This window comes from Kiritimatiellia bacterium, from assembly GCA_018001225.1.
Lineage (GTDB): Bacteria > Verrucomicrobiota > Kiritimatiellia > CAIQIC01 > JAGNIJ01 > JAGNIJ01.
Window position 1 is genome coordinate 18,507 of sequence record JAGNIJ010000044.1, and the last position, 12,475, is coordinate 30,981.

A 12,475-nucleotide genomic window follows, 5' to 3' on the forward strand; every position below is an offset into this window, starting at 1 on the left:
CTTGCCTAGTCGCTGGTCTTCAGCACCGAGATGAACGCCTCCTGCGGGATGCTGACCTGGCCGATCTGCTTGAGCTTCTTCTTGCCTTCCTTCTGCCGCTCCAGCAGTTTCCGCTTTCGCGTCACGTCGCCGCCGTAGCACTTGGCGGTCACGTCCTTCCGGAACGCGCGAACGGTCTCGCGGGCGATGATCTTCTTGTTGATCGCCGCCTGGATGGCGATGGAAAACATGTGCGGCGGAATCTGCTCCCGGAGCGACTTGCAGATCTGCCGGCCGCGGTACTCGGCCTTGGAGCGGTGCACGATGGCCGCGAAGGCCTCGACGACCTCGCCGTGCACCAGGATGTCCAGCTTCACCAGGTCGGATTCCCGGTATCCCGCGTGCTCATAGTCCATGGAGGCGTAGCCACGGCTGGCGCTCTTCAGCCGGTCGTAGAAATCGATCAGGATCTCGTTCAGCGGCACGCTGCACGTCAGCATGACGCGCCGGGTGTCGAGGGATTCCGTCTTCGTCACCTCTCCGCGCCGGTCCATGATCAACTGCATCATCTCCCCGATGTGCTCGTTGTGGCAGAGGATGAACGCCTTGATCATCGGCTCTTCGATGCGCTCGATCTTCGTCAGCTCCGGCAGGTGCGCGGGATTGTCCACCTCGGCCATCGTCCCGTCCGTCAGGTACACGCGGTAGATCACGCTCGGATACGTGGCGATGATGTCCACGTCGTATTCCCGGCGCAGGCGCTCCTGGACCACCTCCATGTGAAGCAGGCCGAGGAACCCGCAGCGGAACCCGAAGCCCAGCGCGGCCGAGGTTTCGGCCTGGTGGACGAAGGCGCTGTCGTTGAGGCTGAATTTCTCGATGCTGGCCCGGAGCTTCTCGTAGTCGTCCGACTGGACGGGGTAGAGCCCGGTGAAGACCATCGGGTGGAACTCCTTGAACCCGGGCAGCGCGGTCGGCGCGGGCCGGTCGGCGCGCGTGATTGTGTCGCCGATCTGGATATCCGACGCGTTCTTGATGTTGGCCATCAGGTAGCCGACCTCGCCCGGCTCGAGGGCCGGCCGGACGACCGGCTTCGGGGTGAAGATTCCGACCTCCTTGACCTCGTAGTCCCGGGCGATGCTCATCAGGCGGATGCGGTTCCCCGGGCTCAAGGCGCCGTCGAACATGCGCACGTAAATCACGCCGCCGCGGAACGCGTCGTATTCCGAGTCGAAGATCAGCGCGCGGGTGTGGATCTCGTCCTTCTCGACCGGCGGGGGAATCCGCTGGACGATGGCCTCGAGGACCTCCGCCACCCCCTGCCCCGTCTTGGCGCTGACCTGGAAGCTGTCCGCCATCGGGATAGCCAGGACCTCCTCGATCTGGTGCGCCACCGCCGCAACGTCGGCGTTCGGCATGTCGATCTTGTTGAGCACCGGGATGATCGGGATGCCGTGCTCCGCGGCGAGCAGCGTGTGGGCAACGGTTTGCGCCTCCACGCCCTGCGTCACGTCCACCACCAGCAACGCGCCCTCGCAGGCGGACAGGCTCCGGGAGACCTCGTAGGAAAAGTCCACGTGGCCGGGCGTGTCGATGAGGTTGAAGCAGTAGGTCTGCCCGTCCCGCGCCCTGTAATTCATGGTGACGGGATGGGCCTTGATCGTGATGCCCCGCTCGCGCTCGAGGTCCATGTCGTCGAGCACCTGGTCCCGGAACTGGCGTTTCTCGATGGTGCCGGTCAACTCGAGCATCCGGTCGGCGAGCGTGGATTTCCCGTGGTCGATGTGCGCGATGATGCAGAAGTTGCGGATGAGGGCGAGTTCGCTCATGGGTCAGCCTTCCCGCGCCAGGGCCGCTTGGATGGCCGCCCGCATGGAGTGAATCCGGTCCACCATGTCTCCTTCGGCCGTGTATAGCGAGCTCCCCACGAGGAAGATGTCCGCGCCGGCCGCGGCGCACCGGGCGGTGGTCTCGTCGTTCAGGCCGCCGTCCACGGAGAGCGCCAGGCCCGGCAGTGTCTCGCGCAGCCGCCGGATCTTCGGCAGCACCTCGTCCAGGAACGCCTGGCCGCCGAAACCGGGGTGGACGGTCATGCACAGGATCTCGTCCGCCAAGTCCCGGTACGGCAGGGCCGCCTCGGCAGGCGTCTCGGGATTGAGCGTCAGGCCGGCGCGGGCGCCGCGCTCCCGGATACGCCGCAGCAGCGGCGCCGGATCGCACCGGGCCTCGACGTGGACCAGCAGCGTGTTCGCCCCCGCGTCCAGGAAGGCGTCCGCCAGTTCGCCCGGCCGGGTCATCATCAGGTGGACGCTCAAGGGCAGCTTCGTGACGCGCCGCGCGGCGCGCACGACGTCCGGCCCCATGCTCAAGTTCGGCACGAAATGGCTGTCCATGATGTCCACGTGCAGGCCATCCGCGCCCGCCGATTCGGCCAGGCGGCAGGCTTCGGCCAGCCGGCCCATGTCGGCCGCCAGCAGCGAGGGCATGATCTGTATGGGGCGCCTTTTCATCCTGCACGGAATGAAGTCGTCACAAACTAGCGGAAGCCGCGGGCGGGGTCAAGACGGCCGGGAAGAGGCGTAGGTCACCTTCCAGAGAAAAAGCCCCTCCGGGGCGGCCGTCGGCACCCGGGCGGTCCTTGTTTTTGTGTCCAGGATCGTCCGGGCGGCCTCCGGCGGCAGTTCGCCGGAGCCCACCCGGATAAGGAACCCGGCCAGGCTCCGGACCATTTTGTAGAGGAACCCGTCGCCGCGCGCGACAAGGACGAGTTCCCTGCCGCGCCGCCGGACTTTCAGCTCGCGCAGGTGCCGCACGGTGCCGTCGATCTCCCGGTTCGGGTTCGCGGAGAAGGCGGCGAAATCATGACGCCCCACCAGCAGCGCGGCGGCCCGGGCCATGGCCCGGACGTCCAGTGGCGGCCGGACCTGCGCGCGGTAGCGCCGCAGCCACGGCGGCAGGACGGGGCCGTTCCAGATGAAGTAGCGGTATTCCTTTCCCGCGGCATCGTACCGGGCGTGGAAGTCCGGCGCGGTCTTCCGGATCGAGAACACGCGGATGTCCTCCCCGAGCAGCGCGTTGAAACCCAGCAGCAGCTTGCGCAGCACGACGGGTTTTTCGAGGTCGAAATGCGCCACCTGCTCGCGCGCGTGAACGCCCCGGTCCGTCCGGCCGCTGCTGTGAATCCGGACCGTCTCGCCGGTAAGCTCCTTCAGCGCGCGCTCGAGTTCGCCCTGCACGGTCCGGTGCGCCGGCTGCGCCTGCCAGCCGAAGCAGTCCGTGCCGTCGTAGCCGAGGAGCATTTTGTAACGCTGGAGGTCCTCTTTCATGAAAACAGGAATTGTAGCTCCGGCGCTCTGCCGCCGGAGCCGCTATTCATCCGCCGGCAGAGCGGCGGAACTACAGACGTTCCTGCGGCCCATGCGCATCCAGGTACCCCTGCAGCATGATCTGCGCCGCCATCTTGTCCAGCACCTCGCGCCGCCGCTTGCGGGAGGTTCCGGCCTCGATCAGCACCCGCTCGCCCGCCCGGCTGGACAACCGTTCGTCCCACGTGGTCACGGGGATCGCCGGCAGCCGGGCCTGGAGCTGCTTCACGAACTCCCGCACCTTCTCCGCCTGCGGCCCCGCCGTGCCGTTCATATTCAGCGGCAGGCCCACGACGATCCTGCCAATCTCCTTCTCCCGGCAGATTCGCTCGATCTCCGGCAACCCGCCGCCCTGCCCCGCGTCGAGAATGACGACCGGCGAGGCGATCATCTCCATCGGATCGCTCACCGCGACGCCGATCCGCTTGTCGCCGTGGTCCAGGCCGAGCACGCGCGGCATGTCACAGCACCTTGCCGTAGCGGCCCGCCTGCTTCATCTGGGCCACGAGCTTCTTCACGTCCTGGGCGCGGTCCTTTGAGCAGACCAGCGTGACGCCCTCGGCATGGACCACGATCAGGTCCCGCACGCCGACCAGCGCTGTCAGCCGCCCGTCGGAGACCACAACATTGTCCCGCGAGTCCACCGCCTCCAATTCGCCGCGCACGGCGTTATCGGCGCCGTCGCGCTTCAGGTACGCCGCCACCGCCGTCCACGAGCCCACGTCGTCCCAGGCAAACCGGCCGCGCGCCATCAGGATGTTGTCCGCCTTCTCCATGAGCGCGTAGTCGATGGAGATGCGATCGAGGGCGGCGTATTCCGTCTCGAGCGCCGCCGCCAGCTTCGGCCCGGGCGTTTTCCGGATTCGCGCCATCAGGTCCGCGAGGGCCGGCCTGTGCTTCCGGAACGCGCGCTCCAGCACGTCCGCCGACCAGATGAACATGCCGGAGTTCCAGTAGAACCGTCCCTCCGCGCAGTACCGGGTTGCGGTTTCCAGGTCGGGCTTTTCGACGAAACGACGCGCGGCCATGAATCCAATCCCGCCGCTCTCGCCCGCCGCCTCGCCGGCCTCGATGTAGCCATAGGCCGTACTCGGGCCCGCGGGCTGGATGCCGATCGTCAGCAGGACCTCCTCCGACTCCGCGCGCGCGAGGGCCGCGGCCAGCGTCCGGCGGAAGATATCCAGGTCGCCGATCACGTGGTCCGCCGTCAGCACGCAGAAGACGCCCATCGGGTTGCGGGCCTGGACCAGCGCCCCGCCCAGCGCGACGGCCGCCGCCGTGTCACGGCCGACCGGTTCGCCGATGAGGTTTTCGGCCGGCAGCACGGGACAGGCTTCCCGCGCCGCGCCGACCAGGTCCTTGTTCGTGATCACGAGAATGCGCTCCGGCGGGATCAGCCCCTCCAGCCGGTCGACGGCCTGGGCCAGCAGCGTTTTGTCGCCGGCCAGCGCGAGAAACTGCTTGGGCCGCTTCTCCGTGCTCAACGGCCAGAACCGCTCGCCCCGGCCGCCGGCCAGGATGACGGCATAATAATGATCCTTCACTTATACCTCCTTGACGGCCCGGGCCAGGCGGCCGGTCCAGCGGGCCGCGGCCTTTCGGCCGGCCGCCGTCCGCGGCGCGGCGGCGAAGCGGTTCACGATCGCGCTGCCGACCACCACGGCGTCCGCTTCGCACGCCGCCGCCCGGGCCTGCTCCGGCGTGGAGATGCCGAATCCCATCGCGACCGGCAGCCGCGTCCAGCGCCGGGTCCGCCGGATCAGCCCGAGGGCCGACGGCGCCAGCTGCTTCTGCATGCCCGTCACGCCCTCGCGCGACACGCAGTAGACAAAGCCCGACGCCAGCCCCACGATCTTCCGTATGCGCGCCGTCGGGCTGGTCGGGGTCACCAGGCAGATGTTGTTCAGGCCGACGCGGCGAAGGATTCGCGAGTACGGTTTCATTTCCTCCGCGGGCAGGTCGACAATCAGAAAGCCGTCCGCGCCGGCCTTTGCGGCTTGCCTCGCGGTGCGCTCGAAGCCGCGGGCGATCAGCGGATTCAGGTAACTGTACAGGATCAGGGGAATTTGACTCTTCCGACGGATTTGCTCGATGCATTTCAGAAGGCCGCTCCAGGTCGCGCCGGCCGCGAGCGCCCGCGTGGCCGCGTCCTGGTTCACCCGCCCGTCGGCCAGCGGATCGGAAAACGGCACGCCGAGTTCCACGATATCCGCCCCCGCCCCGGCCAGTTGGACGACCGCGTCCACCGTTTCCGCCAGCGTGGGATCGCCCGCCGTGATATAGGCAATGAACCCCTTGCGGCGCGTTTTCTTCAACTGTTCCAAGCACTGGTCGATTCGCGTTTTCATTTCACCCGGTTCAATTCGTAGATGCGACCGATGCCATACAAGGTCAAATCCCTGTCGATCTTCATGGCCAGCCCGGCGCCGCGCATGATACGCGATGCGTATCCTCCTGTAGCGCAATAGGTAACATTCTTCCACCCCAGCCGGCCGGCCAGTTCTTTCTCAATTTCACGGACCAGGCCGCGGTAGCCCCAGATGGCGCCCAGACGCATGGCTTCCTCGGTGCTCTTCCCGACATCGTGCACTCCCCTGCCCCACTCGATCCGCGGCAGCAACGCGGTCTTCTCCGCCAGGTAGCTGAACATCAGCGGGAGGCCGGGCGCGATGATGCCTCCGATGTATTTCCTGTCCGGCGAAACGATATCAAAGGTGACGGCCGTCCCGAAGTCCACGACGATGACCGGCGCGCCATACCGCGCCACGGCGGCGCACGCGTTGCACAGCCGATCCGGCCCGATGGTCGCCGGGCGTGGGTACTCGATGCCGACGCCCAGGTTCAGCCGGTGCCCGACCTCCAGCCAGCCCGCCGCAGGCCACAAGCGTTTCGCGGCCTTGCGCCACGCTCCGACGGCCGCCGGCACGACGGAGGCCAGCCCCACCCCGTGCGGCGCCTGCGGGCCCGCGAGGCGTTTCAGGCGTCGTTCCAGGCCGTCCGCCGCCCGATCCGGGGTCGGCATGCGATCCATCCGGATGATCCGGCCGGCCCGGTAGACCCCGAGCGTCGTGCTGGTATTACCGATGTCGATGACGATCACGGGCTTTTTCACGGAAGGAAGTAAAGCAGACCGGGCGCCTCGCGCGCAAGCGCGCTTCCTACAGAGCCTTGATGAACCGGCCGGGCGTTTTGGCATCGGCCCTGAATCCGTTTCGGATGAGGTACTTCTGATGGACCGGATTTCCGCTCTCGACGGCGAAGCGCTTGATGCCCCTCTCCTTGAAATACATCCGCTTGATCCCGTACACGAAATCGCCGGTCTTGAAATCGCGGTACTCGGGCACGACGTAATCGGCGACCACCCGGGCCTCCTCGCCGTCCTGTTCCATGCTGAAAAACCCGACCGGCAGCATGTTCCGGAACAGCAGGTACGTCTCCGCGCCCGCCAGCGCCTCGATCGGCGTGCCCGGGAAGAACGCCTGTATGTCGTTCTCGTGATACAGGAAGAATTTCCGGAAGTACCCGGCCCCGATCTCGGACAGCGGCGCGAGATCGAAGTAATCCCGCAGCCGGCCCATCTGCCAGAGGAACCAGGCGTCGATCCCGACGATCACCGCGTTGATCCCGAAGACCGGCCAAGCGCGGATCATCAGACCATACAGCGAGAACAGGACCGAGCCGGCCAGGTTGATCCAGCGCAGCTTGACCAGCGACCGCATCAGCAGGGAGACCAGGATGATCACCGAGCCGGCGTAGCCTATGAGTTCCGCAAGCGACATGCCGGTACTCTACGCCATTCCGGGCCGAAAGAAAGCGAGGGGATATGGCGCCCTGCCGCCTTGCGCGGCAGGAGCCCGACGTCCGGCTCCGGCGACGCGGGCGCCCTCTCCTGCGGCTTTCGGTTTTTTTTACAGGTCCAGCGCCGCGGTCAGCACCAGGTTGCGGCCGGGCTCGTTCACGCCGGAGCCGTGAATCCGGTAGTCCTCGTCGAAGAGGTTCTCCAGCGCCACGGCCAGGTCCAGCCGGTCGGCCAGCCGCGTGCCGGCGCGCAGGGCGCACACGATGTAGCCCGGCGTGCCGCCCGGCGGGATGCGCTGCTTGTCGCGCTTGTCGTCTGCGGACAGCTTGTCCGCGTCGTCGGCCAGGTCCATGACGGCTTCGCCCCACCACGCCCCCCCCCCGGCCTCCCAGCGCAACCCGAGTTGGGCCGTGGGCGGCATGAGCCGGCTGACGTAGTCGCGGTCTTCTTCGGCGTTCGAGGACGGATAGGTGTCCACGCGACCGTCCATCAGCGAGCCGGCGGCCCACACGGACCACTCCGGCGTGAACGCGTAGCGCACCGACAGCTCCAAGCCCTGGACAACCCCGTCGCCGGAGTTCTTTTTTGTGACCTCGGCGGCATCGTCGATGGTCTCGCCGGTCGGCGTCCGGATGATCATGTCATCGATGACCGTGTAGTAGTAGCTCCCCTGCAACGACAGGCGGTCCAGGCGCGACTTGAAGCCGATTTCGCCGGCCAGGTAGCGCTCGGGATCCAGGTCCGGCGCCGGGGTCTCCAGTTCGCCGCTGCGCGCGATGTCGAACCGGGTGAGATCGGAGAGGTTGGGCGCGCGGTAGCCTTGCGCCACGCCCGCGAAGAGCACGTTCCGACGGTCTTCCTCCAGGGGGACCAGCAGGCGGAGCGAGCCGACCACCGTGTCCCAGTCGTCCTCGACGGACATTACGCCGCCGGTGTCCGGATCCTTGACCCGGTCGGCGTCGGCCTTCGCGTAGTTGTAGCGCGCGCCGGGCGTCAGTTCCGCGCGCCCGTCGAAGAGCGGCAGGGTGTCCTGGACGTAGACGCCGACGGAATCGTAGGCGGCGTCGTCGGCCACGGGCCCCTGGATCTCGACCTTGTCGAGCGAGCCGTCGACCTTGTACTTCCGCGCGTAGGAATCCACCACGTCGCGATAGTATTCGGCGCCGTAGACCCACTGGCCCGCGTCCGTGTCGGACTCGAGCTGGACGGCCGCGCCCCAGGTGACGACGTCGAAGCCCTGCGTGTCGCTCGTGTCGTCCTTCCTGACGCGGTAGAGATCCTCCTCCTGGGCGTGGCGCGAGAGGGTGACCTCCATGCGGTCCACGAACCCGGCCATGTTTTCGACGCCGTACCGGAGGTAAGTCAGGTGGCGGTCCTGGTCGTAGCGGTGCACCTTGTCGTCGCCGGGCGTGAGGCCTTCCCAGTCGAGCCCGTACACGGTCCGGTGCGTGCGCCAGGCGTCGTCCTGGTGGACGGTCTGGTGGCCGAGCGTGAAGCGGGCGTCGTCGTTCACGTAGTACTCCACGCGCCCGTCGTAATCCTGTTCCTGGTAGCCGGTGTGCTCCTGCTTCCCGACATCCTTCCCGCCGCGCAGGTCGCCGAAATCCTTCAGGGATACGCCCCCGACGAAGCCCAGGTGCTCGCTGGGCCGGGCGCCGGCCTGCAGCCGGCCGAGGTTCGACCCCTCCGCCGTCGCGCCGCGGTACAGCACCCGGCCGTTCCACGCGGCCTGGCCATCGTATTCCGGCGGGGCGAGGGTCAGGACGTTCATCGTACCGCCGACCGCGTCGCTGCCGTACATCACCGAGCCGGGCCCCATGACCACTTCGCCGCGGGCGATGGACAGGGGATCCACCGTGTTCCAGTATTGGTTCGGGCCGTCGCGGAACACCGAATTATTCAGCCGGATGCCTTCGATCAGGCAAAGCGTCCGGAAGCCGGTGAAGCCGCGCAGGAACGGCGAGCCCTGGCCGTAGGAGGTCTTCTGGATCATCGCCGACGGCAGGCCCTTGAGCAGGTCCGGCGTTGTCCGGAGGCCTTCCCGCGAGGTCAGTTCCCGCGCGTCCAACCCGTAGACCGTCGCGGCCTCGGCCTGGGGATCGCGCGGCGTGCGCGACGCCGTTACGACCACCTCGGGAAGCGCCGCCTCCTCCGTCCCGGCCGCGGCAACCGGCACGAGACTCCACGCCACGAGTCCCGCCACAACCCATTTGCCCGCTGTTTGTATCGACATGGCTCCTCCTTCTACCCGTTAAGCGGCCGAGCCCGGGAAAAAGTTCACGGGGAAAAAAACGCTCGTGTCGGCGCCGAACTTGCCTGGGATGGTCAACTTGTGTGAACCTTGCTGCGTATCAGTGTTGACCATGCACGACGAACCCGATGATTTTGAGCTGATGCGCCTCGTCCGGGGCGGCGACCCCGAGGCCATGGCCTGTCTCGTGCGCCGGCACCAGGGCCCCCTCCTGAACTTTTTCCGGCGCATGGGCGCTTGTACGGATGCGGAAGACGCGGTTCAGGAGACGTTCATTCGCGTGTACAACTACCGGGACAGGTATCGCCCGACGGCCAAGTTCACGACGTTTCTCTACACCGTCGCGCGGCATGTCCGCAACGACCTGTTGCGAAAGGTCATGCGCCGGGAGGCGCTGGTCGAGCGGATATCGGCGGAACCGGAGGCGACCCCGCCGGCGCCGGGGCCCGGCGGCGTCGCCTGGAGACTGGACATCCACGCGGCGCTGGCCCGGCTGCCGGAGAAGCTGCGCGGCGTCGTGGTCCTGGGCGTCTACCAGGGCCTGCGGCAGGAGGAGATCGCCGCCGTGCTGGGCATTCCGCTGGGAACGGTCAAGTCCCGCATGTTCAATGCGCTGGAGCGGCTGAAGGAGATATTCGATGAAGACCGCTGACTACTGTCCTCGCGCAACGGAGGCCCCGGCCTACAGCCTCGGCGAACTGCCGCCGGCGGAGAAAAAGGATTTCGAGCAGCACCTGGCGGCGTGTCCCGCCTGCGCGCGGGCCGCAGCCTCGTCCAGGCTCGTGATCGCGCGCCTGCGCGAGGATCCGGACGCCGAGGGCTCCCCCACCCTGGCCGATCGGATCGCGCAGAGGATCGAGGCCGGGGACACCCGGCCGGCCCGCCGGCGTTCCGCCTGGACGGTCCCCGCACGGGTGGCGGCCCTGCTGCTGGCCACGCTGGGGCTTGGTGCTTTCCTGGCTCGCGACGAACGGCCCGAGGACGCCCCCGACCTGGCGGCCGCCCGCCGCGACGCGCTGGCCTGGCTGTGCCGGACCCAGGGTCCGAACGGAGGCTGGTCGGCCGGCGAAGGCGCCATCCGGGAAAAGTACGGCATCGGCGTGTCCGCCCTCGCCCTGCTGGCGCTGATGCAGGATCCGGTCGACTCGCGCCGCGAACCCGGCGCGACCGTCATCCGGCGGGGCGTGGATTACCTGGTCCGCGCGCAGAACGAAAAGGGCCTGTTCGGCGCCGTGTTCTCCGGCGCGACGTACAACCAGGGTCTGGCCACGCTCGCCTTGCTGGAGGCGTGCGCGCTGGAGTCCAATGCCGCATGGCGCGCTTCGGCGGAAAAGGCCGTGGCCTATCTCGTCTCGATCCAGGACCGGACGGGCGGCTGGGACTACCTGCGGGCGGCACCCGGCTCGGCCAATACTTCCGCCAGCGTCTGGCCCCTGCTGGCCCTTCTCCGGGCCGACGAGCAGGGCTTCCCGGACCTGCGGCCCGCCATCGAGCGCGGCATGGCCTGGATGAAAACCACCATCAACGCGGAAGGCCGGATGGGTTACCGGCGCGCCGGCCATGCGCCCTACGGCTCGGAAACGCTCACGGCGGCGGGCGCGGCCTGTCTTGTCCGGCGCGGGAACCCCGCCGATGAACCGCTCGTGAAGACGATGCTGAACGCCCTCCGCGTCGGCCCCGAGCAAACTCAAATGGACTTCTACCGGGCTTTCTTCACCACGGAAGTCCTGTCCGCCGCCCGACAATCCCTGCGCGAGCAACTGGCGGCCCTGCAATACCGAACCGGCCCGAACAGCGGGAGCTGGGAACCCACGGACCGGTGGGGCCGAACGGGCGGCCCGGTCTACGCCACCGCGCTCGCGACGCTCTGCATGGCGCGGGAGTAAAGGGAGGCGCCCGATCCTATAGCAGGCCGCTGTGGCCGGGGTCATTGACCCCGGCGGTCGTTGACCCCGGCGTCGGCGCCAAGCGGACCGGCCTCACCGAGGCCGGCTACAGAATTCCAGAGTCATTCTAGCGTGCGCCCGAGGTGAAGGACTTCGGCGCGACGGGCACCCAGCGCTCAAGGATGTCCTGGAGCGTGCCGTCCTCCCGCCAGCCGGCCAGGATCGCGTTGACCTGGTCCTTCAGTTCGGTGTTCTTCGGGCTCACGCCCCACGCGATGTCCTCCTCGGTCAGCCGCACGCTCGAGAACGTCAGCTCCGACTCGTACTTCGACGCGAACCAGAAGACCGCCGGGGCGTCGTCGAGATAGATGTCCAGCGTCCGGTTCCGGAGCGCCAGCGCGGCGTCGTTCGGGATTTCGTAGCGAAGCAACTGCGCGTTGCGGAAATGCTCCTGGGCGAAGATCTCGGCCGTCGTGCCCTTTTTCACCCCGACCTTGGCGTCCGCTCGCAGGAGGCCCTCTCTCGTTCCGTACGGCTCCGAGCCCTTCCGGCGGACCAGCGCCATCAGGCCGGAGGTCATGTACGGATCGCAGAACGCGACCCGGACTTTCCGCATCTCCGTGACGGACATGCCGGCCATGATGATGTCGATGCGCCCGGTCAGCAGGGCCGGGACCTGGTCCTCCCACTTCAATTCGACCCACTCGACGGGCCGCCGCAATTCCCGCGCCAGGCGGCGGGCGAAGTCGGCCTCCAGGCCGACGATCTGCCCGTCGGTCTTGGCGATGACCGGCGGCAGGTCCGGCGTGACGCCGACCCGCAGGGGCGCGCGCAGGGCCACCGTGCTGCAACCCGCGAGGGCGAAAACCGCGATGCCGAGCATGGACAAACAGCGTTTCATGGGGGCTCCTTATTGCAGGGTGATATTCCAAGAAGCGCAATCGGAAGTCTAGCGCAATGCATCGTGCGGCGTAATGCCTCGCTCATGTAGGGGCGCCGCTTGCCGGCGCCCGCCCTGTAGTACGCGCTTCGCTTCACTACAGGGCCCGCGGGCGTCGCAAGCGACGCCCCCTCGTGTTTGGCCCTTTACTAGTCCGCGACATGGCCTGAAGAGAACGAGCTTTTTTCTCTTGGTATTCAGGACCTAGTATATATACTAGGTTACAGAAAGGAGCTCTCTATGGGCTATCCAACG

12 protein-coding genes are annotated in these 12,475 nt (G+C 67.5%); 2 read left to right on the top strand and 10 right to left on the bottom strand.

The features are described 5' to 3' along the window. Positions 1-5: 5 nt before the first annotated feature. The 9 genes from lepA to KA248_13295 all read right to left on the bottom strand — a co-directional run bounded on the left by lepA (position 6) and on the right by KA248_13295 (position 9,376). Positions 6-1,808 (bottom strand): translation elongation factor 4, encoded by a 1,803-nt coding sequence (gene lepA, locus KA248_13255; GenBank protein ID MBP7830872.1) that lies wholly within the window; start codon positions 1,806-1,808, stop codon positions 6-8. Positions 1,809-1,811: 3 nt separating this feature from the next. Continuing rightward, complete coding sequence (rpe, locus tag KA248_13260; protein MBP7830873.1) at positions 1,812-2,489, bottom strand: ribulose-phosphate 3-epimerase; 678 nt, start codon at positions 2,487-2,489, stop codon at positions 1,812-1,814. 48 nt (positions 2,490-2,537) lie between these two features. Next, positions 2,538-3,305: a tRNA pseudouridine(38-40) synthase TruA gene (gene truA / locus KA248_13265; protein MBP7830874.1), complete on the bottom strand. Its 768-nt coding sequence runs from the start codon at positions 3,303-3,305 to the stop codon at positions 2,538-2,540. Positions 3,306-3,375: 70 nt separating this feature from the next. After that, positions 3,376-3,804 (bottom strand): Holliday junction resolvase RuvX, encoded by a 429-nt coding sequence (ruvX, locus tag KA248_13270; protein MBP7830875.1) that lies wholly within the window; start codon positions 3,802-3,804, stop codon positions 3,376-3,378. Between the two features lies 1 nt (position 3,805). Next, a complete protein-coding gene (locus tag KA248_13275) occupies positions 3,806-4,888 on the bottom strand; it encodes a mannose-1-phosphate guanylyltransferase (protein MBP7830876.1) in 1,083 nt (360 codons plus the stop codon). After that, entirely contained in the window at positions 4,889-5,692 is an 804-nt protein-coding gene (gene trpA / locus KA248_13280; protein MBP7830877.1) for a tryptophan synthase subunit alpha, read from the bottom strand. Next, positions 5,689-6,444, bottom strand: a complete 756-nt coding sequence (locus KA248_13285) for a type III pantothenate kinase (protein MBP7830878.1) — start codon at positions 6,442-6,444, stop codon at positions 5,689-5,691. The genes trpA and KA248_13285 overlap by 4 nt, the downstream gene beginning before the upstream one ends. Before the next feature lie 58 nt (positions 6,445-6,502). After that, complete coding sequence (locus tag KA248_13290) at positions 6,503-7,123, bottom strand: hypothetical protein (GenBank protein MBP7830879.1); 621 nt, start codon at positions 7,121-7,123, stop codon at positions 6,503-6,505. A 129-nt stretch (positions 7,124-7,252) separates the two neighbouring features. Continuing rightward, positions 7,253-9,376 carry a TonB-dependent receptor gene (locus KA248_13295; GenBank protein MBP7830880.1) on the bottom strand — a complete coding sequence of 708 codons (2,124 nt, stop codon included), beginning with the start codon at positions 9,374-9,376 and terminating at the stop codon, positions 7,253-7,255. Between the two features lie 130 nt (positions 9,377-9,506). Here KA248_13295 and KA248_13300 point away from each other — a divergent pair, with 130 nt between their 5' ends. Beyond that, on the top strand, positions 9,507-10,046 hold the full coding sequence (locus KA248_13300) for an RNA polymerase sigma factor (GenBank protein ID MBP7830881.1): 540 nt from the start codon (positions 9,507-9,509) through the stop codon (positions 10,044-10,046). Beyond that, a complete protein-coding gene (locus KA248_13305; GenBank protein ID MBP7830882.1) occupies positions 10,033-11,280 on the top strand; it encodes a terpene cyclase/mutase family protein in 1,248 nt (415 codons plus the stop codon). The genes KA248_13300 and KA248_13305 overlap by 14 nt, the downstream gene beginning before the upstream one ends. Before the next feature lie 127 nt (positions 11,281-11,407). Here the strand turns inward: KA248_13305 and KA248_13310 are convergent, their stop codons facing one another. Next, positions 11,408-12,181, bottom strand: a complete 774-nt coding sequence (locus tag KA248_13310; protein MBP7830883.1) for a transporter substrate-binding domain-containing protein — start codon at positions 12,179-12,181, stop codon at positions 11,408-11,410. Positions 12,182-12,475 lie beyond the last annotated feature (294 nt).

Coding starts and splice junctions, on each gene's coding strand:
- lepA (MBP7830872.1), bottom strand. CDS start 1,808: ATGAGCGAACTCGCCCTCATCCGCAACTTCTGCATCATCGCGCACATC.
- rpe (MBP7830873.1), bottom strand. CDS start 2,489: ATGAAAAGGCGCCCCATACAGATCATGCCCTCGCTGCTGGCGGCCGAC.
- truA (MBP7830874.1), bottom strand. CDS start 3,305: ATGAAAGAGGACCTCCAGCGTTACAAAATGCTCCTCGGCTACGACGGC.
- ruvX (MBP7830875.1), bottom strand. CDS start 3,804: ATGCCGCGCGTGCTCGGCCTGGACCACGGCGACAAGCGGATCGGCGTC.
- trpA (MBP7830877.1), bottom strand. CDS start 5,692: ATGAAAACGCGAATCGACCAGTGCTTGGAACAGTTGAAGAAAACGCGC.
- KA248_13290 (MBP7830879.1), bottom strand. CDS start 7,123: ATGTCGCTTGCGGAACTCATAGGCTACGCCGGCTCGGTGATCATCCTG.
- KA248_13295 (MBP7830880.1), bottom strand. CDS start 9,376: ATGTCGATACAAACAGCGGGCAAATGGGTTGTGGCGGGACTCGTGGCG.
- KA248_13300 (MBP7830881.1), top strand. CDS start 9,507: ATGCACGACGAACCCGATGATTTTGAGCTGATGCGCCTCGTCCGGGGC.
- KA248_13305 (MBP7830882.1), top strand. CDS start 10,033: ATGAAGACCGCTGACTACTGTCCTCGCGCAACGGAGGCCCCGGCCTAC.
- KA248_13310 (MBP7830883.1), bottom strand. CDS start 12,181: ATGAAACGCTGTTTGTCCATGCTCGGCATCGCGGTTTTCGCCCTCGCG.